At 63.5% G+C, this 23,038-nt stretch carries 24 protein-coding genes; 15 read left to right on the top strand and 9 right to left on the bottom strand.

Annotation, left to right across the window (positions count from 1 at the left end):
• Positions 1 to 137: 137 nt before the first annotated feature.
• The gene (locus OKB81_RS05005; RefSeq protein ID WP_041213912.1) at positions 138 to 1,439 is read left to right on the top strand and encodes an NAD(P)/FAD-dependent oxidoreductase; all 1,302 of its coding nucleotides are present in this window, start codon (positions 138 to 140) and stop codon (positions 1,437 to 1,439) included.
• Between the two features lie 18 nt (positions 1,440 to 1,457).
• Here the strand turns inward: OKB81_RS05005 and OKB81_RS05010 are convergent, their stop codons facing one another.
• The 3 genes from OKB81_RS05010 to cutA all read right to left on the bottom strand — a co-directional run bounded on the left by OKB81_RS05010 (position 1,458) and on the right by cutA (position 4,100).
• A complete protein-coding gene (locus tag OKB81_RS05010) occupies positions 1,458 to 1,883 on the bottom strand; it encodes a hypothetical protein (RefSeq protein ID WP_160837285.1) in 426 nt (141 codons plus the stop codon).
• Positions 1,884 to 2,007: 124 nt separating this feature from the next.
• A complete protein-coding gene (locus OKB81_RS05015) occupies positions 2,008 to 3,786 on the bottom strand; it encodes a protein-disulfide reductase DsbD (protein ID WP_160837283.1) in 1,779 nt (592 codons plus the stop codon).
• On the bottom strand, positions 3,783 to 4,100 hold the full coding sequence (gene cutA, locus OKB81_RS05020) for a divalent-cation tolerance protein CutA (protein WP_010675653.1): 318 nt from the start codon (positions 4,098 to 4,100) through the stop codon (positions 3,783 to 3,785). The genes OKB81_RS05015 and cutA overlap by 4 nt, the downstream gene beginning before the upstream one ends.
• A 183-nt stretch (positions 4,101 to 4,283) precedes the next feature.
• Between cutA and OKB81_RS05025 the strand changes: the two genes are divergently transcribed.
• Positions 4,284 to 4,625, top strand: a complete 342-nt coding sequence (locus OKB81_RS05025) for a hypothetical protein (protein ID WP_010675652.1) — start codon at positions 4,284 to 4,286, stop codon at positions 4,623 to 4,625.
• A gap of 70 nt (positions 4,626 to 4,695) precedes the next feature.
• Here OKB81_RS05025 and OKB81_RS05030 read toward each other — a convergent pair whose 3' ends face one another.
• Positions 4,696 to 5,133 carry a PACE efflux transporter gene (locus OKB81_RS05030; protein WP_039040541.1) on the bottom strand — a complete coding sequence of 146 codons (438 nt, stop codon included), beginning with the start codon at positions 5,131 to 5,133 and terminating at the stop codon, positions 4,696 to 4,698.
• Positions 5,134 to 5,257: 124 nt separating this feature from the next.
• Between OKB81_RS05030 and OKB81_RS05035 the strand changes: the two genes are divergently transcribed.
• Positions 5,258 to 6,139, top strand: a complete 882-nt coding sequence (locus OKB81_RS05035; protein WP_160837281.1) for a LysR family transcriptional regulator — start codon at positions 5,258 to 5,260, stop codon at positions 6,137 to 6,139.
• 7 nt (positions 6,140 to 6,146) lie between these two features.
• On the opposite strand, the gene ygfZ is transcribed toward OKB81_RS05035, so the two are convergent.
• Positions 6,147 to 7,058 (bottom strand): tRNA-modifying protein YgfZ, encoded by a 912-nt coding sequence (gene ygfZ, locus OKB81_RS05040; protein WP_052815669.1) that lies wholly within the window; start codon positions 7,056 to 7,058, stop codon positions 6,147 to 6,149.
• A gap of 113 nt (positions 7,059 to 7,171) precedes the next feature.
• On the opposite strand from ygfZ, the gene OKB81_RS05045 reads away from it, so the two are divergent.
• Positions 7,172 to 7,441, top strand: coding sequence for an FAD assembly factor SdhE (locus tag OKB81_RS05045; protein ID WP_041213909.1), 270 nt, complete (start codon positions 7,172 to 7,174; stop codon positions 7,439 to 7,441).
• Between the two features lie 58 nt (positions 7,442 to 7,499).
• Positions 7,500 to 7,871, top strand: a complete 372-nt coding sequence (locus OKB81_RS05050; protein ID WP_043154867.1) for a protein YgfX — start codon at positions 7,500 to 7,502, stop codon at positions 7,869 to 7,871.
• 120 nt (positions 7,872 to 7,991) lie between these two features.
• On the opposite strand, the gene nadB is transcribed toward OKB81_RS05050, so the two are convergent.
• Entirely contained in the window at positions 7,992 to 9,599 is a 1,608-nt protein-coding gene (gene nadB / locus OKB81_RS05055; RefSeq protein WP_048208412.1) for an L-aspartate oxidase, read from the bottom strand.
• A gap of 181 nt (positions 9,600 to 9,780) precedes the next feature.
• Between nadB and rpoE the strand changes: the two genes are divergently transcribed.
• From rpoE to pdxJ, 10 genes are all read left to right on the top strand, one after another.
• On the top strand, positions 9,781 to 10,362 hold the full coding sequence (rpoE, locus tag OKB81_RS05060) for an RNA polymerase sigma factor RpoE (protein ID WP_010675645.1): 582 nt from the start codon (positions 9,781 to 9,783) through the stop codon (positions 10,360 to 10,362).
• 22 nt (positions 10,363 to 10,384) lie between these two features.
• A complete protein-coding gene (locus OKB81_RS05065) occupies positions 10,385 to 10,972 on the top strand; it encodes a sigma-E factor negative regulatory protein (protein ID WP_041211670.1) in 588 nt (195 codons plus the stop codon).
• 21 nt (positions 10,973 to 10,993) lie between these two features.
• On the top strand, positions 10,994 to 11,974 hold the full coding sequence (locus OKB81_RS05070; RefSeq protein ID WP_010675643.1) for a MucB/RseB C-terminal domain-containing protein: 981 nt from the start codon (positions 10,994 to 10,996) through the stop codon (positions 11,972 to 11,974).
• A gap of 90 nt (positions 11,975 to 12,064) precedes the next feature.
• Entirely contained in the window at positions 12,065 to 12,526 is a 462-nt protein-coding gene (locus tag OKB81_RS05075; protein WP_039040538.1) for a SoxR reducing system RseC family protein, read from the top strand.
• Between the two features lie 159 nt (positions 12,527 to 12,685).
• Complete coding sequence (lepA, locus tag OKB81_RS05080) at positions 12,686 to 14,479, top strand: translation elongation factor 4 (protein ID WP_010675641.1); 1,794 nt, start codon at positions 12,686 to 12,688, stop codon at positions 14,477 to 14,479.
• Between the two features lie 3 nt (positions 14,480 to 14,482).
• Entirely contained in the window at positions 14,483 to 15,406 is a 924-nt protein-coding gene (lepB, locus tag OKB81_RS05085; protein ID WP_010675640.1) for a signal peptidase I, read from the top strand.
• The gene (rnc, locus tag OKB81_RS05090) at positions 15,407 to 16,078 is read left to right on the top strand and encodes a ribonuclease III (RefSeq protein ID WP_010675639.1); all 672 of its coding nucleotides are present in this window, start codon (positions 15,407 to 15,409) and stop codon (positions 16,076 to 16,078) included. It abuts the gene before it with no gap.
• A 61-nt stretch (positions 16,079 to 16,139) separates the two neighbouring features.
• Positions 16,140 to 17,039, top strand: coding sequence for a GTPase Era (era, locus tag OKB81_RS05095; RefSeq protein WP_041211854.1), 900 nt, complete (start codon positions 16,140 to 16,142; stop codon positions 17,037 to 17,039).
• The gene (gene recO / locus OKB81_RS05100; protein ID WP_111896575.1) at positions 17,040 to 17,750 is read left to right on the top strand and encodes a DNA repair protein RecO; all 711 of its coding nucleotides are present in this window, start codon (positions 17,040 to 17,042) and stop codon (positions 17,748 to 17,750) included.
• A 157-nt stretch (positions 17,751 to 17,907) separates the two neighbouring features.
• Positions 17,908 to 18,645 (top strand): pyridoxine 5'-phosphate synthase, encoded by a 738-nt coding sequence (pdxJ, locus tag OKB81_RS05105; RefSeq protein ID WP_010675636.1) that lies wholly within the window; start codon positions 17,908 to 17,910, stop codon positions 18,643 to 18,645.
• Between the two features lie 86 nt (positions 18,646 to 18,731).
• Here pdxJ and OKB81_RS05110 read toward each other — a convergent pair whose 3' ends face one another.
• The 3 genes from OKB81_RS05110 to barA all read right to left on the bottom strand — a co-directional run bounded on the left by OKB81_RS05110 (position 18,732) and on the right by barA (position 22,979).
• Positions 18,732 to 19,676: an N-acetylmuramoyl-L-alanine amidase gene (locus tag OKB81_RS05110; protein WP_234888574.1), complete on the bottom strand. Its 945-nt coding sequence runs from the start codon at positions 19,674 to 19,676 to the stop codon at positions 18,732 to 18,734.
• Positions 19,677 to 19,708: 32 nt separating this feature from the next.
• Positions 19,709 to 20,194, bottom strand: a complete 486-nt coding sequence (locus tag OKB81_RS05115) for a DUF1456 family protein (RefSeq protein WP_010675634.1) — start codon at positions 20,192 to 20,194, stop codon at positions 19,709 to 19,711.
• Positions 20,195 to 20,258: 64 nt separating this feature from the next.
• Entirely contained in the window at positions 20,259 to 22,979 is a 2,721-nt protein-coding gene (gene barA / locus OKB81_RS05120; protein ID WP_160837277.1) for a two-component sensor histidine kinase BarA, read from the bottom strand.
• Positions 22,980 to 23,038: the final 59 nt, after the last annotated feature.

The following is a 23,038-nucleotide window of genomic DNA, read 5'->3' on the forward strand; positions in this document are numbered from 1 at the left end:
CGATTGGATCGGACATACTGAGTACAGTGAAACCAGAATAGAGCAATTAGATCACATCTTTAATCTGATTGGTATGAGTATTATCGATGACACCCGTTTAATTTAGTAAACGAATGCAACCAGGCAGGATGCTGAGCATGCAGACAGGAAGACAGGGACATCAGGAACACACGGCCTCCTATTACGCGGCCACTCGCAACGACCATCGGCAGTGGCCCGAGCTCAGTGGTGAGCTGGATGCGGACGTCTGCGTCATCGGTGGCGGTTTCACCGGCCTCAACACCGCCATCAACCTGGCCGATGCCGGCTACAAGGTGGTGCTGCTGGAGGCGAACCGCATTGGCTGGGGAGCGTCGGGGCGCAACGGCGGCCAGCTGATCCGCGGCATCGGCCACGATACCAGCCAGTTTGCCCGCTGGATTGGTGAGGCGGGCGTGCGGGAGCTGGATCTCATGGGGATCGAAGCGGTGCAGCTGGTGCGCGAGCGGGTCGAGCGTTTCAATATCGAGTGCGATCTCACCTGGGGCTATTGCGATCTCGCCACCAAGGCGCGCCACCTGAAGGGGTTCGAGGAGGATGCCGAGCACCTGGCTAGCCTGGGTTACCGGCACGCACTGAAAATGGTGGCACGGGAGGAGATGCACACCGTGGTCGGGTCGGATCGCTATATCGGCGGGATGATCGACATGGGCTCCGGTCACCTGCATCCTCTCAACCTGGCCCTCGGCGAAGCGCGTGCGGCAGCCAGTCTCGGGGTCTCCCTGTTCGAACACTCAAGGGTGACCCACATCGATTACGGCGAGCGGGTCGAGGTGACCACGGCCCACGGCCGGGTCAGCGCGGACTACCTGGTGATCGGCTGCAACGCTTATCTGGGCGACCTCCAGCCCGATCTCGGGGGCAAGGTGCTGCCGGCGGGTTCCTACATTCTCGCCACCCAGGTACTGGAGAAGCGCCTGCGCCAGCGCTTGCTGCCACAGAACATGGCGGTGTGCGATCAGAATGTGGCGCTCGACTACTATCGGCTGTCGGCGGACGGTCGCCTGCTGTTCGGCGGGGCCTGCAACTACTCGGGCCGTGACCCCCGCGATATCAAGGCCTTCATGCTGCCCAAGCTGCTGCGGGTCTTTCCCGAGCTCGCGGGTACCGCCATCGAGTTCCAGTGGGGGGGCATGATAGGCATAGGCGCCAACCGGCTGCCCCAGATAGGCCGCCTCGAGCAGCATCCCAACGTCTTCTATGCCCAGGCCTATTCGGGCCATGGCCTCAATGCCACCCACATGGCGGGCAAGCTGGTGGCGGAGGCGATCAAGGGGGAGAGCCGGGGCTTCGATCTCTTCAGCCGCGTCCCTCACATGACCTTCCCGGGTGGCCCGGCGCTGCGCTCTCCGTTGCTGGCGCTAGGGATGCTCTGGTATCGGCTGAAGGATCTGCTCTAGGGGGAGGGGGGCTCGGGATTATCCCTGCTGCGTCGCGTCTGGCTCGGCCAGGCGCCAGCCCTGCTCCGTCTTCATCATCCAGACCTGGGTCTCCTGCGCCAGGGCCTGGCCTGCCTCGAAGTCGCCATATTTGCGCTCGAGCTCCATCAGTCCCATCTCCTGCTGGAAGGGGCCGACCCTGTCATAGACGAGATCCTCGTCGTGCAGCACCTGCAACTGATCCAGTCCCTGCTTGAAGTGGAGCTGGTAGCTCACCTTGACCAGATAGACCCCCTCCATCCGCTCCTTCTTGCCGAGCACGGCGAAGTCGCGGATGTCGAACAGGTCAGCATCTGTGCCCGCCTGCAACCTGGCGGTGACCTGGCTCTGGATGGTCTCTTCACCGGGACCTGCGTTGCAGCCATAAAGCCAGAGGGCCAGCAGGGGGATGAACCACTTTTTCATCAAAACTCCGGACGAACGAGACGGGAAAGGGCAAATTCTGCCACGGCGTCGGTCATATACAAGGGATTGCCGGAAAAATGGCGGTCAAACCGGGGGCCCACACGGTTGCACGGGCCACCCGGTATCAGCGCAGCTTGTCCAGCTGGCCGAGAAATTCGGCAGGCCCCATGAAGCCGGTCACCCGCTGGCCGTTCACCTCGTTGCCATCGCGATCGAAGAAGAGGAGGGTCGGCAATCCCAGCACGTTGAGGCCGTTGAGCAGATCCACGTCGGCGTCGTCGTTGGCGGTGACGTCCGCCTGCAGCAGCACCATCTCGCCGAAGCGCGCCTGCACATCGGGGTCGCTGAAGGTCTTGTGCTCGAACTCCTTGCAGGCCACGCACCAGTCGGCGTAGAGATCCAGCAGTACCGGCTTGCCGCGGGCGGCGGCAAGCTGCACCTTGAGATCGTCCAGGGTCTTGATGCGGATGAATCGGGGGGCCTGGGTCTGGGCGGCGGCATTGGCCCCCTCGGGTGGCAGCAGCAGATCCTTGCCCACCACCACAAGGCCCATCATCCCCAGCAGCAGGACGAAGCCGCCGAGGCTCTTGCCCACCGAATGGGCGCGATGCTGGTTGTGGTGATAGAGATAACCGCACAGCACCAGCCCCCAGCCGAGCCAGAGCAGGGTGGACATCTGGTCGCTCAGGAGCCTTGAGAGCAGCAGGATGGGTACCGCCAGCAGCGCAAAACCGAAGAGTTGCTTGATCACATCCATCCAGGCGCCGGCCCTGGGCAGCAGCTTGCCGCCAGAGGTGCCGAGCAAGAGCAGCGGCAGCCCCATGCCCAGGGAGAGGGCATAGAGGGCCGCACCGCCGAGCCAGAGATCGCCACTCTGGGCCACGTAGATAAGGGCCCCGGAGAGCGGCGCCGTGGTGCAGGGGGAGCAGACCAGTCCCGAGATCATGCCCATGATGGCGACGCCGGCCACGGATCCGCCCTGCTGGCGGTTGGAGAAGCCCGAGAGACGGGTTTGCAGGCTGCTCGGCAGTTGCAGGGTGTAGAGCCCGAACATGGAGAGGGCGAGCAGCACGAACATCACCGAGAGGCCGATGAGCACATAGGGGTGTTGAAGGGCCGCCTGGAATTGCAGGCCCGCCGAGGCGACGACGAGCCCGAGCAGGGTATAGGTGACCGCCATCCCCTGCACATAGACAGAGGAGAGCAGGAAGGCGCGACGGGTGGAGAGGCGATGCCCGGCCCCGGCGATGATCCCGGTCAGGATGGGATACATGGGGAAGACGCAGGGGGTGAAGGCGAGGCCGAGACCCAGGGCGAAGAAGGCGGCGACGCTGATCCAGAACCCCTGGCTGCCGAGGGCGGCCGCCAGCCTGTCCTGCTGGCTGCCCGGCACGTCGGTGCCCTGAAGGGGGGCCGCCGCTTCCGCCCGGGCGGGGGCGGCGAGGGGCTCGACGGCGATCCGCTTGTCGGTCGGTGGGTAGCAGAGTCCCTCGGTGCAGCCCTGGTAACTCAGGGTGAGGCTGGCCGCGTCCCCGACCCGGGTCAGCGCCACGGGGATCTGCACCTCCTGGTAATAGACCCGGCTCTTGCCGAAGAAGTCATCCTCGTGCTCGGTGCCGGGGGGCAGGACGGGCTCGTCAAAGGCGAGGTTCTCTCCCTTCACACGGATGCTGTGGCGATAGAGGTAGTAGCCGTCGGCGATGCGTATCCGGAGCAGCAGCCGATCACCCTGTTGTTCGCTCTCGAGGGCGAAGGCCTGATCCACCTTGAGGAATCTGGGCTGGGTCTCGATGCCGAGGCTGCCGAGCAGATCCTGGCTGCTGGCCCGGGCGGGGGCCGTCGTCAGGACGCAGAGCAGGCCCAGCAGCATCAGCAGGAAGGAGAGGGGGCGAGAGGCGGTCATGAGGTCTCCTGTGTCAACCAGTCGAGATAGGCAGGGTGGCCCTGGCTTGCCGGGAGCGCCAGGATCTCCGGTACCTCGTAGGGATGGTGGGCGAGAATGCACTGGCGCAGGGGTTCGAACAGAGCGGCCCGACTCTTGATGACGAGCTGGATCTCCCGGGTTCGCTCCGTCTTGCCCTGCCAGCGATAGACGGAGGTGACCCCGGGCAGCTGGTTGATGCAGGCGGCGAGGCGCTGGTCGAGCAGCTGCTCGCAGAGGCGGTCTGCACTGGTCTCGTCGGGGCAGGTGCAGAGCACCAGAATGGCATCGGTCATAGGGATGGACGGTCTCGGCAACGGGGCGCATGGGCCCCCTGGATCAGCCGTTACTATACCGGGCCGGGGGGCAAATAGCACCCGGCCCCCCGCACCCGGAATAAGTCATGCGCCCGAGATGGACGCTGTGAAAAGGACAGGGCAGAATGAGCGGGCTTGTTCCAATTCTACGTAAGGAAATGTATGACCCAACAGAATGAGCAGCAGAGAAACCGCATGTTGAGCCTGTTGCGTGAAGGGGAGCGCCGCATGCTGGTACAACTGGCCGGTCTGCTGCGTACCAGTGTCGACGAGATCAATGCGGAGCTGGAAAAAGAGGAGCTGTTGTCGGCGTTGGAGCAACCCATCACGGTGGAGTACCTCAACGGCGTGGTGCAGCATCATCTGTTCGAGCGCCTGCACAAGGGGGACATGGTGGCGGCCCAGCGCATGCTGAACCAGTACCAGAGCGACCTCGAAGCCATGATGCGCCAGGAAACTAGGCAGGACGACACCCCGCCGGAAGAGGTCAAGGCCCAGGCCTGACCCCGCGAGGCCCTCTTCAGCACCATCATGCCATCGCATGATGGTGCCTCGCCCTTACCCCTCGAATCGCTTATCCCAGCGCCTTCTGCACCTGTCCCATGGGAATGGGGAACACCTTGTCGTAGCTCCAGTTGTAGACGAAGGCATAGACCAGGTAGAAGAGCACGAAGCCCATATCCAGCACCAGCGCCTCCAGCAGGCCGATATCGAGCCACCAGGACATCACCGGCAGGGCCACGATCAGCAGGCCCCCCTCGAACCCCAGGGTGTGCAGCACACGCTGCCACAGCGCCTTGTGGGTGTGGCCCTGATAGCGCAGCAGCAGCTTGTCCACCCCGATGTTGTAGACATAGTTCCAGACGGTGGCGACCACCGAGAAGAACAGGGCCAGGGGGCCCATGTGGTTGAGCCCGACGCCGGTCACCCAGCTGGCCAGCGGGGCGGCGATCAGCAGGCCAATCAATTCGAAGCCGATGGCGTGGCGCAGGCGGTCACGGGTCGTACGCATGGTCTGTCTCTCTCTTTGGTCAGGGAATGGCGGCAATGTATCGCCAAAACCGGATAGATTCACGTTGGTATCTATCGCTAAAATAGATAGATGTGACGACACAACAGCACGGCGGAGCAGACTCATGACCCCTTCACTGGAACACTTCAAGGCATTGCTGGCGACGGCCGAGACCGGGTCGTTCTCGGCGGCGGCGCGCAGGCAGGGCAAGGCTCAGTCGGTGGTGAGTGCCGCCATCGCCAACCTGGAGATCGATCTCGGCCTTGCGCTGTTCGATCGCAGCGGCCGCTATCCCGTGCTGACCGAGGCGGGGGCCCGCATCTGTCAGGAGGCGGGGGTGCTGCTGGCCCAGAGCGAGCGACTGCAGGCCATCGCAGGAGAACTGGCCAACGGCGTCGAGTCGCGCCTCACCCTGGCCATCGACGATGACTCCCACCTGCCCTGGCTTGGTTCCCTGCTGGAGGAGTTCGCCAGCCGCTACCCGGCGGTGGAGCTGGAGCTGTTGTTCCCGCTGATGGAGGACGTGACCGAGCTGCTCAAGAGCGGCCGTGCCCAGCTCGGCATCAGCTATCAGAAGGCGCACCCCGAGCGGGAGCTGGTCTCCCGCTCCCTGGGGACGGTCACCATGCCCCTGGTGGTCTCTCCGGATCACCCCCTGGCCCACAAGACACCGTTGAAGGAGAGCGACCTGCAAGGAGCTCGCCAGTTGATGGTGACCGGACGGCGGGAGGGGACGGAGCGCCATCGCTTCCGCCTCTCGGCGCAAGTGTGGTGGGTGGAGGGGGATCTCGGGATCCTGGAGCTGGTGAAACTGGGGCTGGGATGGGCGGCGGTGCCCGAGTTTCTGCTGCACCGGCCCCTGGCGCGGGGGGAGCTGGTGGTGCTCAAGCCGGACTTCATCGCCGAGGCGGAACTGGCGCTGGAGTTGCAGTGGTATCGCGCCCGCCCGCTCGGGCAGGCGGGGCGCTGGCTGCAGGAGGCACTGCTGGCGCGGGTGCCTCGCTAGGGGGGCTTCAGTCGATCAACGCATAGGGCAGGGGTTGCAGACCGAGGCTGGAGCCCTCTTCCAGCTTGAGGCGGAAGCGGGCGTCGGCCTCGGTATCCTTGGGCAGCACGGCGGTGAGCCACACCTGACCCTGCTGCTGCCAGGCGTTGAGCACCAGACCGCTGCGGCGCCAGTTGTCACCGAGCTGGATCTCCAGGGTGTCACCGCTGGCTACCTGCGTTGCGGCAGTGCCGCTCAGCACGAAGAGGGCGCGGTTGTTGGCGCCGCGATACTTGGCGCGCGCCACCGTCTCCTGCCCCATGTAGCAGCCCTTGTTGAAGCTGATGCCATCAAGGGCTTGCAGGTTCAGCATCTGGGGGATGTATTCCCCCTGATGGACCGCTTCCAGATGGGGGAGACCGGCTTTGATTTCCAGCCCCCACCAGAGTCCTTCGTCGCCCACCGGCAGGTTCAGGGCCAGCGAAGATGTGCTCGCCAGCAGCCAGCGGTCCGCCTCCACCCTGACTGCCATGCCGCCCTCCACCAGGCCGGTGCCGGTCAGCGCGAAGTGCTGTGCCATCCAGTCGTCCGTCCCCTGACCGGCCAGTCCGGTCAGGCTGCCCTGAAACTCGCCGATCTCGACCTTGGCAAAGATCGCAAACTTCTTGAGTTCCGGCAGCTGGCGGGCCAGCACCGAGGGCTTGGTCAGCATCAGCAGGCTGTCTTCCAGGCAGAGCAGGCGAAAATCGCTCCACAGCTTGCCCTTGGGATCGCAGTGGCCGCCGAGGGTGCTCTGGCCCGGTTGCAGGGCGTTGACGTCGCAGGTGACCTGACCTTGCAGATACTTGGCGCGATCCGGGCCGCCGAGGCGGGTGATGGCCAGGTTGGTCAGGGAAAACAGGGTCGGCTCGGCAGGAAGAAGAGGGGTCGGCAGGCTCACGATGGGATTCCAGAGACAGAAAGTATGTGACCTGCATGGTAAAGACGTAAGGAATGTTTGTCAGCCGGAAAATCCTGCTGCTACCATTCCCCGGTCTTTGTAAGGAGAGTTCCATGTTGAACCCAAGTGAGAAGTCCCGCCTGAAGTGGGCCTGCCGTCGCGGCATGCTCGAGCTGGATGTGATCTTTATGCCCTTCTTTGAGCACGAGTTCGATGGCCTCGGCGAGGCCGAACAGCGCACCTTCATCCGCCTGCTGGAGTGCGAGGATCCCGAGCTGTTCCGCTGGTGCATGGGTCACGGCGTGCCCGAGGATCCCGATTTTGCCGCCATGATCCCCCTGATCCTCGAGCGCAACCAGGCCCGCCACGACAGCCTGCGCTGAGCCCGACTCGCGACCGCCACCCCTCATGGCCAGCCTCGCGTCTCCCCAGCGGGTAGTGATGCCCGTGATCGCCTCCCGCCAGCAGCGTCTGCTGCTGTGCATCCTGTTTCTGTTGCTGCTCTTGCCCGTCGCCAGCCTGATCCAGGGCTGGCAATGGGGGCTGTTCCTCCCTGTCTGGGGGCTGAGTCTGTGGCGCGCGTTGCGCCGCCATCCGGCGGCGAGCGGCGTGCTCGTCTGGGATGGGGAGTGGCTCGAGTGGCAAGGGGCGCGCCATCGGCTGGATCCCCGCAGCCGCATCCTGCCCGGGGTGCTCTGGTTGCGGCTGAAGACGGTGGAGGGCTCCGAGGGGCAGCTCTGGCTCTTCTCCGATGCCCTGGCCCCTGCACACTACCGCGCCCTGGCCCGCGCCATCCACCTCGCTGTCCGCTAGGGGCGTCTCTCTCTACCTGCCACATCTGCCGCTCATAGCAGATGACCCCGCCTGGGCGGGGTCATCTGGGGGAGGGCATACGCCCGAATCGAACGCAACGACCTTATTCCTGATCCGGCGTCATTCCCGATCCGGGGTCAGCACGGTCGGCTTGGAGTCCGGCTGCATGTCCGGATAATCCAGGTTGTAGTGCAGACCGCGAGACTCCTTGCGCTCCAGGGCGCAGTTGACGATGAGCTCGGCCACCTGCAACAGGTTGCGCAGCTCCAGCAGGTTGTTGGAGACCCGGAAGTTGGCGTAGTACTCCTGCACCTCCTGCTTGAGCAGATCGATGCGACGCTTGGCCCGGGCCAGGCGCTTGTTGGTGCGCACTATGCCCACGTAGTCCCACATCATCAGTCGCAGTTCGTGCCAGTTGTGCTGGATCACCACCTGCTCGTCCGAGTCATCCACCTGGCTCTCGTCCCAGGCCGGCAGACTGGGGGGCGCCACGCTGGTGGGCAGCTTGGCCAGGATGTCAGCTCCCGCCTGATGGGCATAGACCACGCATTCGAGCAGGGAGTTGGAGGCCATGCGATTGGCGCCGTGCAACCCGGTATAGGTCACCTCGCCGATGGCATAGAGGCCGGGGATGTCGGTCTGGCCGTTGTTGTCGATCATCACGCCGCCACAGGTGTAGTGGGCCGCCGGGACGATGGGCATCGCCTCCTTGGTGATGTCGATACCGACCGCGAGGCAGCGCTCATAAATGGTCGGGAAGTGCTTGATGATGAAATCCGCCGGCTTGTGGCTGATGTCCAGATACATGCAATCCGCCCCGAGGCGCTTCATCTCGTGGTCGATGGCGCGGGCGACGATGTCCCGCGGGGCCAGCTCGGCCCGCTCGTCAAACTCCGGCATGAAGCGGCTGCCGTCCGGGCGGCGCAGATAGGCCCCCTCGCCACGCAGGGCCTCGGTCAGCAGGAAGTTGGGGTCGTCCGGGTGGAACAGGCTGGTGGGGTGGAACTGGTTGAACTCCAGGTTCGCCACCCGGCAGCCGGCGCGCCATGCCATGGCGATTCCGTCGCCAGAGCTTACATCGGGGTTGGAGGTGTACTGGTACACCTTGGAGGCACCACCGGTGGCCAGCGCCACGAAGCGGGCGCGGATCACCTCGACCTGCTCGGCGTTGCGATTCCAGACATAGGCTCCCAGTACCTTGTTGCCCGGCAGACCCAGCTTGCGGGTGGTGATGAGATCGACCGCGTTGAAGCGCTCCATCAGCTGGATGTTGGGGTGGGCGCGCACCTGGTCGATCAGGGTGAGCTGCACCGCCTTGCCGGTGGCGTCGGCCGCGTGGAAGATGCGGCGATGGCTGTGGCCCCCTTCCCGGGTCAGGTGATAGTGGGATTCCCCCTCGGCATCCTCTTCCTGATCGAAGGGGACTCCCTGCTGAATGAGCCACTGGATGGAGTCGCGGGCGTTGCGGGCGGTGAACTCCACCACTGCCGGGTCGCACAACCCGGCGCCGGCGTTGAGCGTGTCGCTCACGTGGGATTCGATGCTGTCGGTCTCGTCGAACACGGCAGCGATGCCTCCTTGCGCATAGAGAGTGGCCCCCTCACTGATGGGCCCCTTGCTCAGAACCAGGACTTTGGCCTGGTCTGCCAATCGCAACGCGAGGGACAGACCGGCGGCACCGCTGCCAATGATGAGTACATCGCAAAGGTATTCAACACTTGCTTTCATAAGTATCATTGGCCTGGATTAAGAACTGGCCCCATGGTAGCCCAAGGGGGGTTGTGATGCAGCCCGCATCACATTTTTTTCAATGCAAGCGAACTTTCCCTGATTCCTCCTGTCTGAACTTGTGCGCTTAGAAGGGGCCGGAAAAGAAAAACGATAACCTGATGGGGGTTTTACGGCTCTGATGAGCGACCAGAATCTACTGGACGAACAGCTGGTTGAACGGGTCCAGCGTGGCGATAAAAATGCATTCAACCTGTTGGTACGCAAGTACCAGCACAAGGTGGTCAACCTGGTGGCCAGGTATGTCAACAATCCGGGCGATGTACCGGATGTGGCGCAGGAGGCATTCATCAAGGCCTACCGTGCGTTACCGACATTCCGTGGCGAGAGCGCGTTTTACACCTGGTTGTACCGGATTGCCGTCAACACGGCCAAAAACTACCTGACGTCACAGGGGCGCAGACCGCCCAGCAGTGATGTCGAAGCGGACGAGGCTGAATATTATGGTGGTGGTGAAGCCCTGCAAGAGGTGGCCACCCCGGAAAACCTGGCGCTGACCGACGAGATCAAGCGTACCGTGTTTACCGCCATAGAAGCTTTGCCAGAAGATTTGAGAACGGCGATCACCCTTCGTGAAATGGAAGGGCTGAGCTACGAGGAGATTGCGGAGATCATGGATTGTCCGGTGGGTACGGTGAGATCCCGCATCTTCCGGGCGAGGGAAGCAATCGATAAAAAGCTGCAACCTTTGATCGAGCATTAACTGGGGAAAGACAGGCAAACTTATGGCAAATAAAGAGCAACTTTCAGCCCTGATGGATGGCGACCTTAGCGAAATCGAGGTACTGAACGAGCTGGGAACGGATCCCGCTCTGCAGGATACCTGGTCGCGTTACCATCTGATCGGTGATGCCATGCGGGGTGACCTGCCGGTCAATCTGCAACTGGATCTCAGCGACAGCATCATGCTGGCGCTGGAGGATGAACCCGCCATACTGGCGCCCAAGCCGGCACAGCCTGCTGCGCCCCAGGTGCAGCCCGCCGGCAAGGTGATCCCCTTTGTTCGCCGCTTTGGCCAGCAAGTGGGGCAGTATGCCATTGCCGCCTCCGTGGCTGCCGCCGTCATCTTCGGCGTGCAGCAGTACCAGGGCAAGGATGGTGTGCCGACCAGCCCGGTGCTCAATACCATACCCGTGGGTGGCAGTGCTGCGCCGGTGAGCGTGCACTATCCCCAGGATGGCAGCCGGACCGGTGTGCGTCAGCAAGGTCTGAGCGAGCAGCAGATGCAGGAGCAGCGCGAGCGCATCAATGCCTTCCTGCGCGACCATCAACTGCAACAGCGTCTGCTGCAAGACAAGCAGATTCAGGAATAACGCATTTTTAGGGATCAGATCGTGCGCCAGTCCAGCCGTATCCTGCTGGCCTCTCTCCTGTTGATTTGTGCCAAGGCCTCGGCCGACGATCTGTCGGCCGAGGCCTTGTTGCAGCAGATGCAGAGTGCCGTTTCGCAACAGAACTTCGAATTGTCCATGGTCAAGGCCCGCCAGGGGCGCCTCGAGCCTATCCGTTTCAGCCACGGGATCATCGATGGCAAGGAGGTGGCTCACCTGAGCTATCTCGACGGCAAGGCCGTGGAGTTCCTGCAACGCCAGAACGAATACACCTTCTTCGAAAACACCCATGAACCCTACACCCTCAAGGGGGCGCGTTTCCCCGGGGTCTGGTCGAGCCTGGTGAGGATGCCGCTGCCCCGGGTGATGGAGAGTTATGACCCCGTGCTGGCGGGCCGCAGCCGGGTGGCCGGCCTGGTGGCACAAGTGGTGCGGCTGGTGCCCAAGGAGGCGGACAAGTACGGCTTCGTGCTCTGGATTGATGAACAGAGCCATCTGCTGCTGCGGGTGGACATGGTGGATCGGGAAGGCAATCTGGTGGAGCAGGTGCTGGGGGTGGATCTGGACAGGCAATCTGCGCCGGCCCCCTGGCTGGTCACCCTGGCACGCAGCAAGCTGCCGGATGCGCTGGCGCTGGAAGATGCCTATCCCGCTCCCCAGCAGACCCTCAACTGGCACCTGACCTGGTTGCCCGATGGCTTCAAGGTGCTCTCTCAGGATCGGCATCAGCTGGTCAGCACCAGTCTGCCGGTGGATTACATGATGCTCTCCGATGGGCTGGTGGATCTCTCCGTCTACGTCTCACGGGTCGATCCCAAGCAGGCGGTGCGCCAGCAGTTGATTCGCCAGGGGGCCACCTCGCTGGTGAGCTTCGTCAACGAGGTCGGGGTGGAGATCACCGTGGTGGGCGAGGTGCCCGCCGAAACCGCCAAGCGCATCGCCGAGGCAGTGCAGCCATTGGCCCGCAACGAGGCGGTGCAGTGAGTCTTTGCCGTGAGACTTGCCCTGAGGGTGCCGCCGTGCTGAGATCCGGAGCATCCACCGCCCCCTGTGAGGAGTCATCAGGTGAGTAACATGAGTGAAGAGCTGGCCACAGTAGTGGCCATCGACGGCAATCACGCCTGGGTGGAGTGTGAGCGGCGATCCGCCTGCAGCGGTTGCCACCAACAATCCAGCTGCGGGACCGGCACCGTCGCCAAGGCCTTTCCCATGAAGGCGCAGCGGCTGCGGGTCGCCCTCACCGGCGATGTGGCGGTGGGCCAGCAGATCCGCCTGGGCATCCCTCAGGCCAGCATCCTGCGCGGTGCGGCTCTGGTGTACGTGCTGCCGCTCTTCTGTCTGCTGCTGGGCGCCCTGCTCGGCCAGCTCTGGCTGGTGCCGCTCTTGTCGGCGGGAGAGGGGGTGACCATCCTCTGCTGTCTGCTGGGCGGCGCCATCGGATTTTTACTGGTTCGTTACTTTTCTGACCGGCTCGAGCAGGGGGAATACGGTCCCCGCATGCTCGGGGTGGTGCTCAATACCCGTCATCTCTCTTGAGGGGCCGGGTCTGGCGGAGGGCATCCAGGTGCCCAACGCCCGCCAGACAAGGCGCTATTTGTGGGGCCCGCCGACTAAAGATTGGCCGTCGACCGGGTTATCCAGTAAAATCCTGCCCTCATATCCGACCCTAACTTAATTTTGAGTGATTCTTGCTCGATGAAACACATTCGTAACTTTTCGATTATTGCGCACATCGACCACGGTAAGTCGACCCTGTCGGACCGTCTGATCCAGACTTGCGGCGGCCTGTCCGATCGCGAGATGCAGGCCCAGGTGCTGGACTCCATGGATCTGGAGCGGGAGCGCGGCATTACCATCAAGGCACAGAGTGTGACCCTGAACTACCAGGCACAAGACGGTAACACCTATCAGCTGAACTTTATCGACACCCCGGGCCACGTGGATTTCTCCTACGAGGTTTCTCGCTCCCTGGCTGCCTGTGAAGGGGCACTGCTGGTGGTGGATGCCGGTCAGGGGGTTGAGGCACAGACTCTGGCCAACTGCTACACCGCCATGGAAATGGATCTGGAAGTGGTGCCGGTGCTGAACAAGATTGACCTGCCGGCCGCAGAGCCCGAGCGGGTTGCCGAGGAGATCGAGGACATCGTCGGCATCGATGCGGTGGACGCGGTGCGCTGCTCCGCCAAGACCGGCCTCGGTGTCGATCTGGTGCTGGAAGAGATCGTCGCCAAGATCCCGTCCCCGGAAGGGGATCCGGAGGCGCCGCTGCAGGCGCTGATCATCGACTCCTGGTTCGACTCCTACCTCGGGGTCGTGTCGCTCGTGCGGATCAAGAACGGTTCCCTGAAAAAGAACGACAAGATCAAGGTGATGAGCACCGGTCAGGTATGGGGTGTGGATCGCATCGGTATCTTCACGCCGAAGCAGGTGGACACCGACGGCCTGGGTTGTGGCGAGGTAGGTTGGGTCGTCTGCGGCATCAAGGACATCCACGGTGCGCCGGTGGGGGATACCCTGACCCTGGCCAAGCACGGTGCCGAGAAGGCGCTGGCCGGCTTCAAGAAGGTGAAGCCCCAGGTCTATGCGGGCCTGTTCCCCATCTCCAGCGATGACTACGAGTCCTTCCGTGATGCGCTGGAGAAGCTCTCCCTCAACGATGCCTCCCTGTTCTACGAACCGGAGAGCTCCACGGCGCTGGGCTTCGGCTTCCGCTGCGGCTTCCTCGGGATGCTGCACATGGAGATCATCCAGGAGCGTCTGGAGCGTGAATACGATCTGGATCTCATCACCACAGCGCCGACCGTGGTCTACGAGATCGAGCTGAACGATGGCTCCACCATCCACATCGACAGCCCGGCCCAGATGCCCGCCATCAACAACATCAAGGAGATGCGCGAGCCCATCGCCGAGTGTCACATCCTGCTGCCGCAGGAGTACATGGGCAACGTCATCACCCTCTGCATCGAGAAGCGCGGCGTACAGACCAACATGGTCTACCACGGTAAGCAGGTGGCGCTGACCTACGAGATCCCGATGGCGGAAGTGGTGCTCGACTTCTTCGACCGTCTGAAGTCCACCAGTCGCGGCTACGCCTCCCTGGACTACGGCTTCAAGCGCTTCGAAACCTCCGACATGGTCCGTCTGGACATCATGATCAACGGCGAGCGGGTCGACGCCCTGGCCATCATCACCCACAAGGAGAACGCCCAGTATCGTGGTCGCCAGGTGGTGGAGAAGATGCGCGAGCTGATCCCGCGCCAGATGTTCGACATCGCCATTCAGGCCGCCATCGGCAACCAGATCATCGCCCGCAGCACTGTCAAGGCATTGCGTAAAGACGTCACCGCCAAGTGCTACGGTGGTGACGTGAGCCGGAAGAAGAAACTGCTGAACAAGCAGAAAGAAGGCAAAAAGCGGATGAAGTCCCTGGGCCGTGTGGACGTGCCGCAAGAGGCCTTCCTCGCCATTCTCCACGTCGGAAAGGATTAATCGATGGCAAGCACCTTTTCCCTGATCCTCGTCGTCGTCACCCTGCTGACCGGCATCATCTGGACGCTCGACAAGCTGGTCTGGGCCAAGCAGCGGGCGGCCAAGATTGCCGCCGCCCGTGCCAATGCCGGTCCGGATGTGGACGAGAAGACACTGGCCAAGGTGGCCCCCATGCCGGTCTGGATCGAACAGACCGGCGGGGTTTTCCCGGTGATCGCGCTGGTGCTGATCCTGCGCTCCTTCATCTTCGAGCCGTTCCAGATCCCGTCCGGCTCCATGATGCCGACCCTGCTGGTGGGCGACTTCATCCTGGTTGAGAAGTTTGCCTACGGCCTCAAGGACCCGGTGACCAACACCAAGTTCCTCGAGACCGGTGAGCCGAAGCGCGGTGATGTGGTGGTCTTCAAGTATCCGCTGGATACCCGGGTGGACTACATCAAGCGGGTGGTCGGCATGCCCGGCGATCGGGTCATCTATCGCAACAAGGAGCTGATGATCCGGCCCAAGTGCGATGAGCAGGAAGGGAAAACGTGCCCTGGCTTCCAGAAGCTGGACGTCAAGTTCGAGCAGCGCGGCGAGTTCAGCCAGATGGGGATCCCGCTGGATCGCTACACCGAACAGCTGGGCGATGTCTCCCACGAGACCTTGCGCAACCCGCTGATGCCGGACTTGGTGGACCGCTACTATCGCCAGCCCGGCACCTACCCCGACGAGTGGGTAGTGCCGGAAGGCCACTATTTCGTGATGGGTGACAACCGCGACAACAGCACCGACAGCCGTTTCTGGGGTTTCGTGCCCGAGCAGAACCTGGTGGGCAAGGCGGTCGCCATCTGGATCAGTTTCGAATTCGAGCGCGAGGAAGGGTCCAGCTTGCCGAGCTGGGTGCCGACCGGTGTGCGCTTCAACCGCATTGGCGGAATCAAGTAAATGAATATCAAGATGAACAGACTGCAGTCCCGTCTCGGGCATGTCTTTCAGGATCCTGAGCTGCTGACCCGAGCACTGACCCATCGCAGCGCAGGGTCCCGTCACAACGAGCGCCTGGAATTTCTGGGGGACTCCATCCTGAGTCTGGTGATTGCCGATGACCTCTTCCACCGCTTCCCGCAGGCGGCGGAAGGGGATCTCAGCCGGATGCGCGCCACCCTGGTGCGCGAGAAGACGCTGGCCGAGCTGGGCCGGGAATTCGACCTCGGGGATCACCTGATCCTGGGGCCGGGGGAGCTGAAAAGCGGCGGTTTTCGCCGCGAGTCCATCCTGGCCGACACCGTCGAGGCGGTGATCGGCGCCATCTATCTGGACACGGATCTGGAGCGGGTGCGCAGCCTCCTGCTCGGCTGGTATGCCAGCCGCCTTGGCGAGATCAAGCCCGGGATCGAACAGAAGGATCCCAAGACCCGTCTGCAAGAGATCCTGCAGGGAAGCCGCAAATCCCTGCCTACCTACACGGTGACCAACGTCAAGGGCGAGGCCCACAACCAGGAGTTCACCGTCCAGTGCGAAGTGGATGGGCTGGATGGCCCCCTGGTCGGGATCGGCTCCAGCCGCCGCAAGGCCGAACAGGCCGCGGCGCAGCAAGCACTGGAACGGCTGTCATGAGCACCATGACGGATCCGGCACTGTGCGCTCTTTTCACTCCATCAGCATTGGGAACGCGGTCATGACAGATACCACCTATTGCGGCTTTGTCGCCATCGTGGGCCGCCCCAACGTGGGCAAGTCCACCCTGCTCAACAAGTTGCTCGGCCAGAAGGTCAGCATCACCTCGAAGAAGCCCCAGACTACCCGTCACCGGATCCTGGGGATCGACACCGAGGAGAACCATCAGACCATCTATGTGGATACCCCGGGTCTGCACATCGAGGAGAAGCGGGCCATCAACCGCCTGATGAACCGCGCCGCCACCAGTTCCCTGGGGGACGTGGCCATGGTGGTGTTCGTGGTGGACGGCACCCACTGGACCAAGGATGACGAGATGGTGCTGGGCAAGCTGCGCCACCTCAAGTGCCCCGTGGTGCTGGCGGTCAACAAGATCGACAACGTCAAGGAGAAAGAGGATCTGCTGCCGCACCTCGAGTGGCTGGGACAGCAGATGAACTTTGCCCACATCCTGCCCATCAGCGCCGAGAAGGGCACCAACGTGGAGAAGATCCGCGAGTGGGCCAAGGATCTGCTGCCGGAGAACGTCCACTTCTTCCCGGAAGATTACGTGACCGACCGCTCTTCCCGCTTCATGGCCTCCGAGATCATCCGCGAGAAGCTGATGCGCTTCACCGGCGAGGAGCTGCCCTATTCGGTGACGGTGGAGATCGAGCGCTTCAAGGTGGAGGAGACCGGTCTCTACCACATCCACGGGCTCATCCTGGTGGAGCGCGAAGGCCAGAAGAAGATGGTCATCGGCAACAAGGGCGAGAAGATCAAGACCATCGGCACAGAGGCGCGCATCGACATGGAACGGCTGTTCCAGAACAAGGTGCATCTCGAGCTGTGGGTCAAGGTCAAGTCCGGCTGGGCCGACGACGAGCGGGCCCTGCGCAGCCTCGGGTATGGCGACGACTGATTGCTGACCCCGGCTTTCGTCATCCACAGTCGGCCCTATCGGGAGACCAGCCAGCTGGTCGAGGTCTTCACCCAGGATAGCGGTCGATTCACCCTGGTGGCTCGCGGTTCCCGCGGGCCACGCTCCTCTCTGAAGGGGCTGCTTCAGCCCTTCACCCTGCTCACCATTGCCTGGCGCGGCAAGGGGGATCTCAAGAACCTCACCCAGGTGGAGTGCCCGGATCACTCGTTGCGCCTCGGCGGGGATCGTCTCTTCTACGGCCTCTATCTCAACGAGCTGGTCTACTACCTGCTGGAAGCGCACACCCCCTTCCCCGAGGTGTTCGACGCCTATGCCCGTGCCATCATGGCCCTGGCGGACGGCGAGACCCCGGAGCTGTCCCTGCGCCGCTTCGAGTTCCTGCTGCTGCAGGCCCTGGGCTACGCGGTGGACTTCGAATATGCCGCGGACGACGACTCCCCCATCGACCCCACCCTGCTCTACGGCTTCGAGCGGGAGCTCGGCTTTGTCGCTTGCGAGCGGGCGCCGGATCCCCGTACCCTGTTCCTCGGCGCCCACCTGCTGGCCTTCGCCGAGGGGCGTTTCGACACGCCCCCCTTGCTGCAGGCGGCCAAGCGTTTCAGTCGGCTGGCGCTGCAGCCCTATCTCGGCAAGCGTCAACTGAAGAGCAGGGAGCTCTTTTTGAAGCGAAAAGGCAGTGTTTCAAGCTGATTTTTATTATCTGGTGATGTTTTATGTTTATGACATCGCCTTTCATGAACAATAATGCTGTCGCCGTGGCCAGAACCGGGCTGCGGCGGCACATGGACAGAGGAGCGGGCTCCACCCGCTCCGGCATTCACAGATGACCTGTATCAAGGAGTAAGCAATGAGCGAGATCTACCTGGGTGTGAACATCGACCATATCGCCACCCTGCGCAACGCCCGCGGCACCCAGTATCCGGATCCGGTACAGGCCGCCTTCGTGGCCGAGCAGGCCGGTGCCGATGGCATCACGGTCCACCTGCGGGAAGATCGCCGCCACATCACCGACCGGGACGTGGAGATCCTGCGCCAGACCATCCAGACCAGGATGAACCTGGAGATGGCGGTGACCGAGGAGATGATCGGCATCGCCTGCCGCATCAAGCCCCACTTCGTCTGCCTGGTGCCGGAGAAGCGCACCGAGGTGACCACCGAGGGTGGTCTGGACGTGGCGGGCCAGCTGGACAAGGTGACCGATGCGGTGACCCGTCTTGCGGCCGTCGGCGCCCAGGTGTCGCTCTTTATCGATGCGGATCCGTTGCAAATCGATGCGGCCGCCGCGAGCGGTGCTCCCTTCATCGAGATCCACACCGGCCGCTACGCCGATGCCACCACGGATGCCGAGCGCAACGCCGAGTTCAAGCGCATCGCCGCCGGTGCTTCCTACGCCGCAGGCAAGGGCCTGAAGGTCAATGCGGGCCACGGTCTGCACTACCACAACGTCAAGGCTATCGCCGCCATCCCCGAGCTCTATGAGCTCAACATCGGTCACGCCATCATCGGTCGCGCCGCCTTCGACGGTCTGGCCAAGGCGGTCAGCGACATGCGTGCGCTGATGCAGGAAGCCCGTCAGGGGATCTGATGCCGCTTCGCAGGTATGAAAACCACAAGGGACGCTTCGGCGTCCCTTGTGGTTTTCAGGAGTGGAAGGCGGGGTGAACCCCGTGCTCATCTGGCATGGGGCCGGGCATCCGTGTGCAGAGGGCGAAAGGGAAGGGGCGTCTCAGCCTGGTTCCGGAAGTAGCGCTCCAGCAGGGCGGTGAGGATGGCCTGGCACTCGGCATCCGGCTCGCCGGTGACCAGGGCGGGGCGAAAGTGAAGCTGGAAGGCGCGCAGGACGGCGCGGCTCTGCTCATCCCAGGCGCCGTGCTGGGATAGGCCGTAGCCGTAACGGGCAAGCTGCTGCTGCCATTGCAGCGCATCCCAGGGGATGAGCTGCGTCTGGCGCAGCTCGGCCACCCGGGCCTCGTCGGGCCAGGCGCCGACACCGTAGCGCAGGGCTAGCTCGCGCCAGGGGAACCGGGGGCCGGGATCCTGCTTGCGCTCGGGGGCGACGTCGCTGTGGGCCAGCACCTGGGTGGGGGGGATCTGGTAGCGTTCGACCAGATCCCGGGCGAGGGCGCCGAGGGCGGCGATCTGGGCAGAGGGATAGGGTTGCCAGTGTCTCAGATGGGCGGGCAGGGCCGCGTCTTTCTCGTCATACCCGAGATTCACTATCTCGATGCCGAGCGAACTGGCGTTGAGCCCGGCGTAGTGATGCCAGCGACTGCGTCCGGCGTGCCAGGCCCGCTGGCTGTCGGGCACCAGCTGGTAGACCGGGAACGGTTGCTCGTCGGTGTCGCGGGGGATCAGGTAGTGGGCGCTCACCTTGTGCTCCGGCTCGGTCAGCAGGCGCAGGGAGCGGGCATCCTCTTCATCCGTGTAGTGCAGGATGAGAAAGGCGATGCGCTCGTTCTGGCTGGCGCTCTGATGCTCCTGATTGAGACGATAGGGCGCAGGCTGGCAGGCGCCGAGCAGCAGGATGAGGGGCAGTGACCAGAACCAGCGCGCCGCGAACCGGCACGCACCGCCGCTCGCCGACGGGCGTGGAGTCAGCCGGCGGCGCCAGCCCATGGTTTAGCCTCGCACCTGGCCGGAGGCGGTCATCAGGGCCCGGGCCTGTATTTGGCGGTGAGGCCAATCAGGAAGTTGCGCAGGATCTGATCCCCGCAATCCTGATAGTGCTTGTGATCCCTGGCGCGGAACAGGGCGCTCAGCTCGGACTTGGAGAGGTTGAAGTTCGCGAGCTTGAGGGTGCCCAGCATCTCCTCTTCCTTGTAGTTGAGGCCGATGCGCAGCTTGCGCAGGATCAGGTTGTTGTTGATCCGGTTCGGGATGACCTGGGGCGGGGCATCTTCCCGCACACCGCGGCGCAGGGCGATGAAGCCGTCGAGGAACTGACTCAGTGCCGAGTCCGGGCAGGCGGCGAAGCCCGCTTCCTGTGCCTCGCCCTCTTCGGCCTCTTTCATCAGCCAGCCGTGCAACTGGGCATGGGTGATGGCCAGATTGCCCTTGGCAAAGATCTCGACCATCTGGTCGTTGCTGATGCTGAGGGCATAGCGCAGGCGGCGCAGAATATCGTTGTTGGTCATGTTGACTCCTGTGGAAACGGCGCAGATGTTACCACCTGCCGCCTGTCCAGTCAGAAAAAGCGCCTCAGTCGGTCAGGGCCAGGTAGCGGGGGGCCTCCTGCCTCACCTGCTCCAGGGCATCCTGCAGCTCCAGCAACTCGGGTTCCAGATCGCTCACGGCGACCCCGTCGCGCAGCTGCTGCTCGAGCTGGGAGAGCAGGCGTTGCAGACCCGGCACCCCGGAGTAGGCGCAGCCACCGTTGAGGCGGTGGAGCTGGGCCAGCACGTCTGCATCGTCGGCACTCCCTTCCAGCGCCGCCGCCAGGATGGGCTCCACCTCGTCGAAGCTGGCCAGCAGCATGGTCAGCATCTCCCGGGCGAGGGCTGGCTTGCCGGCGGCCTGACGCACGGCAAGGGGCCAGTCTATCTGCTGATCCCCGTGATTCTGGTGCCGCCGGTGGGCGAAGTCGGTGATGAGCTGCGCCAGCATCCCCTCGTCGATGGGTTTGGCCAGGTAGTCGTCCATGCCCTGGCGAATGAGGCGCTCCCGCTCACCGGGAATGGCATGGGCGGTGACCGCGACGATGGGGGTCTCGGTGTTGAGGGAGTGGTGGCGGATCGCCTGGGTGGCGCTGATGCCGTCCATGACGGGCATCTGGATATCCATGAAGATGATGTCGAACGGCTGGCTCTGGGCCAGGTTGACCGCCTCCTTGCCGTTCTTGCACACAACCACCTCGGTCACCATCTCCTTGAGCATGGCGGCGATGAGCTTGAGGTTGGCGGCGTTGTCATCCACCGCCAGCACCTTGACCGCCTGCACGCTGCGCGGCGTCGGCGCGGGCAGGGGGGCACGGCGTACCGCCTCGGGGGAGAGCAGGGCGTGCAGCAACTTGCGATGGTTGATGGGCTTGGAGAGGCAGTGGACGGCGCCGTGGGCCAGCATGGCGTCGTAGAGGGCCGGCTCGTGGCTGCTGAGCAGCACTATGGTGTTCTGCTGGCCGTCCAGTCCGTCGAGACGGGCAATCACCTGCTGTGGGCTGTGCAGGGTGCTGCTGCCGATGAGCACCATGTCCTGGCTGCTCATCGGGGGCCACTCCTCGTCCACCGTCAGGGAGTGCACATCTAGGTGCCACTCTCCTAGCAGGGCGAGCAGGGAGGCGTGAGTGAAGGGATCCGGCTCCAGCAGCCAGACCCGCTTGCCCTGGATGCGATCCAGCGGAAGCCGCTCGCTCTGGGGCAGGGGCGAGACATCCAGATCCAGGTGGAACGAGAAGACCGACCCCTTGCCGAGTTCGGATTCGAAGCGGATCTGGCCCCCCATCTGCTGCACCAGCTTCTGGGTGATGACGAGCCCGAGCCCGGTGCCCCCATAGCGGCGGGAGATGGAGGAGTCTGCCTGGTTGAAGGCCTGGAACAACTGGCGCTGCTGCTCTTCGGAGATGCCGATGCCGGTATCGCGAATCAGCACCCGCAGGCGCACCTTGTTGCCGTTCGATTCCCCGGTCTGCTCGACACGCACGTCCACGTTGCCTCGCTCGGTGAACTTGATGGCGTTGCCGGTGAGGTTGGTGAGCACCTGCTGCAGACGCATGGGGTCGCCGGTGAGGTAGTCCGGCACGGCGGCATCCACCTGGAGGGAGAGTTCGAGCTGCTTGTCGTGGGCGCTCGGCCCCAGCAGGTGCATGGTCTCGTTGAGGGTGTCCCGCAGGCTGAAGGGGATGTGCTCGAGCTGCAGCTTGCCCGCCTCCAGCTTGGAGAAGTCGAGGATGTCGTTGATGATCCCAAGGAGGTTGCGCGCCGACTTCTCGATGGTCTGCATGTAGTCGGTCTGGCTCGGGGTCAGGCTGGTCTTGAGCAGCTGGCGGGTGAAGCCGATGACCCCGTTGAGAGGCGTGCGCAGCTCGTGGGACATGTTGGCGAGGAACTCGGACTTGACCCTGGCCGCCTCCTGGGCACGCTTCTTCGCCATATCGAGCTCGACGTTCTGGATCTCGATCTGCTCGAGGGTCTCCCGCAGATCCGACGTCGCCTGATCGATGTTCTGCTGCATCTCCTCGTGATATTCGGAGAGCGCCTTGGCCATGGCGTTGATGCCGTTCTTGAGCATGTCCAGCTCGCCGGTGAGCTGGCCGCTGACCCGGGTATCGAGTCGCCCCTCCCTGATCCGGTGCACCGCCTGCACCATGTCGGTGATGGGCTGGGTCACGCTCTTGACCAGACGGAAGCCGAACAGGGTGCTGATGGCCAGCCCGATGAGCACGATGATGACCGCGAAGAAGGCGTCGCGGTACTGCAGGACGATGGCCCTGTCCGTGGCGAGTTGCATGGAGATGTAGCCGATGACCGGCGGCTCCAGATCGCTTGGCAGCGGGAAGCCGTCCAGGCTGGTCTCTGCCTGGATGGGGGTGCGCAGTATGATGTCATCGCCGTTGACGGAGACGCTGGTCAGGGCCGGGATGACGCTGCCGTCCGGCAGACGAAGCTGGCTGAAGTCCCTGTGGTAGTTGGACGTCACGAACAGCTGGTTCTCCTGGGTGAAGACGGCGATGGACTTGATGAAGGGCGAGTTCTTGCGATGGGTGAGCCCGATCAGCCGCTTGAGGGATTCGCGGCTGTGCTGTGTCATGCCGTATTCGCTGGCGATGGCCAGGGGCTCGATGATGTTGATGCCCTGATCGATGAGGTTGTTTTCCAGCTGCTGATAGCGGTGGAAGGTGAAATAGCCGGCGATGAGGCCGCCGATGATGAGGGTCGGCAAGATGGTGAAGGCCAGCACCCGGGCCCTGAGACCGTACTTGGTCATGCCGCCGACCCGCCTTTCGCAAGAGAAGCCATGACCCGGGGCGCATGCAGGCACCGGGG

Origin of the sequence: Aeromonas sp. QDB56 (assembly GCF_027705505.1) — a bacterium.
Classification (GTDB): Bacteria; Pseudomonadota; Gammaproteobacteria; order Enterobacterales; family Aeromonadaceae; genus Aeromonas; species Aeromonas caviae.

What these genes read in the sequence shown, in the direction of transcription:
- OKB81_RS05115 (WP_010675634.1), bottom strand. Translation starts at nt 20,194, where the DNA reads ATGACCAACAACGATATTCTGCGCCGCCTGCGCTATGCCCTCAGCATC.
- OKB81_RS05065 (WP_041211670.1), top strand. Translation starts at nt 10,385, where the DNA reads ATGGCAAATAAAGAGCAACTTTCAGCCCTGATGGATGGCGACCTTAGC.
- rnc (WP_010675639.1), top strand. Translation starts at nt 15,407, where the DNA reads ATGAATATCAAGATGAACAGACTGCAGTCCCGTCTCGGGCATGTCTTT.
- era (WP_041211854.1), top strand. Translation starts at nt 16,140, where the DNA reads ATGACAGATACCACCTATTGCGGCTTTGTCGCCATCGTGGGCCGCCCC.
- lepB (WP_010675640.1), top strand. Translation starts at nt 14,483, where the DNA reads ATGGCAAGCACCTTTTCCCTGATCCTCGTCGTCGTCACCCTGCTGACC.
- cutA (WP_010675653.1), bottom strand. Translation starts at nt 4,100, where the DNA reads ATGACCGATGCCATTCTGGTGCTCTGCACCTGCCCCGACGAGACCAGT.
- OKB81_RS05075 (WP_039040538.1), top strand. Translation starts at nt 12,065, where the DNA reads ATGAGTGAAGAGCTGGCCACAGTAGTGGCCATCGACGGCAATCACGCC.
- rpoE (WP_010675645.1), top strand. Translation starts at nt 9,781, where the DNA reads ATGAGCGACCAGAATCTACTGGACGAACAGCTGGTTGAACGGGTCCAG.
- OKB81_RS05005 (WP_041213912.1), top strand. Translation starts at nt 138, where the DNA reads ATGCAGACAGGAAGACAGGGACATCAGGAACACACGGCCTCCTATTAC.
- OKB81_RS05030 (WP_039040541.1), bottom strand. Translation starts at nt 5,133, where the DNA reads ATGCGTACGACCCGTGACCGCCTGCGCCACGCCATCGGCTTCGAATTG.
- OKB81_RS05045 (WP_041213909.1), top strand. Translation starts at nt 7,172, where the DNA reads ATGTTGAACCCAAGTGAGAAGTCCCGCCTGAAGTGGGCCTGCCGTCGC.
- OKB81_RS05110 (WP_234888574.1), bottom strand. Translation starts at nt 19,676, where the DNA reads ATGGGCTGGCGCCGCCGGCTGACTCCACGCCCGTCGGCGAGCGGCGGT.
- OKB81_RS05015 (WP_160837283.1), bottom strand. Translation starts at nt 3,786, where the DNA reads ATGACCGCCTCTCGCCCCCTCTCCTTCCTGCTGATGCTGCTGGGCCTG.
- pdxJ (WP_010675636.1), top strand. Translation starts at nt 17,908, where the DNA reads ATGAGCGAGATCTACCTGGGTGTGAACATCGACCATATCGCCACCCTG.
- lepA (WP_010675641.1), top strand. Translation starts at nt 12,686, where the DNA reads ATGAAACACATTCGTAACTTTTCGATTATTGCGCACATCGACCACGGT.
- barA (WP_160837277.1), bottom strand. Translation starts at nt 22,979, where the DNA reads ATGACCAAGTACGGTCTCAGGGCCCGGGTGCTGGCCTTCACCATCTTG.
- OKB81_RS05010 (WP_160837285.1), bottom strand. Translation starts at nt 1,883, where the DNA reads ATGAAAAAGTGGTTCATCCCCCTGCTGGCCCTCTGGCTTTATGGCTGC.
- OKB81_RS05050 (WP_043154867.1), top strand. Translation starts at nt 7,500, where the DNA reads ATGCCCGTGATCGCCTCCCGCCAGCAGCGTCTGCTGCTGTGCATCCTG.
- OKB81_RS05035 (WP_160837281.1), top strand. Translation starts at nt 5,258, where the DNA reads ATGACCCCTTCACTGGAACACTTCAAGGCATTGCTGGCGACGGCCGAG.
- OKB81_RS05025 (WP_010675652.1), top strand. Translation starts at nt 4,284, where the DNA reads ATGACCCAACAGAATGAGCAGCAGAGAAACCGCATGTTGAGCCTGTTG.
- nadB (WP_048208412.1), bottom strand. Translation starts at nt 9,599, where the DNA reads ATGAAAGCAAGTGTTGAATACCTTTGCGATGTACTCATCATTGGCAGC.